General features: G+C 62.1%; 1 pseudogene. It reads right to left on the bottom strand.

The features are described 5' to 3' along the window. A pseudogene (locus AC1DIJ_RS30890) lies at nucleotides 1-889 on the bottom strand (hypothetical protein); the annotation flags it as partial. Nucleotides 890-910 lie beyond the last annotated feature (21 nt).

The following is a 910-nucleotide window of genomic DNA, read 5'->3' as shown; positions in this document are numbered from 1 at the left end:
GAGCACCGACCTGGGCCGCCGTCAGTGCGCCAGCCTGAGCAACGCTCAGACCTTCGAGCTGCGTGTCGCTCATGCCGCTGATCTGCGATGCCTTCAGACCGCCGACAGCAGCGTTGCTGAGCTTGCCGATCTGAGCAGCCGAGAGACCGACAATCTGCGCGTCGGAGAGAGAGCCGACCTGGGCAGCCGTCAGAGCACCCATCTGATCGTCGGTGAACTTGCCGAGCTGGCCAGCCGTGAAGGCGGTAACCTGCTTCGGCGTCATCACCTTGATCTGGTCGGCGCTGAGCTTGCCGACCTGGCTTTCGCTGAGAACAGCGATCGCTTCGTTCTTCAGGCTCGGGAGAGCCTTCGTGGTCAGGCCAGCAACCGCATCGTCGGTCAGCTTCGTCACGTTCGTGGCGCTGAAGCCTGCAACCTGCGCAGCCGTCAGCAGAGCGCTCTGGCCTGCGGTGATGCCGGCAACCTGATCGGCAGTCATCGCGGTGATCTGCGTGGCCTTGAGGCCAGCGACAGCAGCATTGCTGAGCTTGTCGATCTGACCGGCAGTCAGACCACCAATCTGGTCGTTGGTGAGCGCGCCGACCTGAGCAGCCGACAATGCGCCGATCTGATCATCGGTGAATTTGGCAAGCTGGCCAGACGTGAAGGCAGTGATCTGCTTGGTGGTGACCTGCTTGAGCTGGTCGGTGCTGAGCTTGCCGACCTGGCTTTCAGTGAGAGCGGCAATTGCTTCGTTCTTCAGGCCAGGGATTGCCTTGGGGCTGAGGGCAGCAATTTCGTCGTCGGAGAACTTCTTGATGTCATCGGCACTGAGAGCACCGACCTGGGCCGCCGTCAGTGCGCCAGCCTGAGCAACGCTCAGACCTTCGAGCTGCGTGTCGCTCATGCCGCTGATCTGCGATGCCTT

Source organism: Rhizobium sp. 10N427, assembly GCF_056394605.1.
The sequence above is the reverse complement of the archived record's forward strand: the minus strand, read 5'-3'. Positions and strand labels throughout refer to the sequence as shown.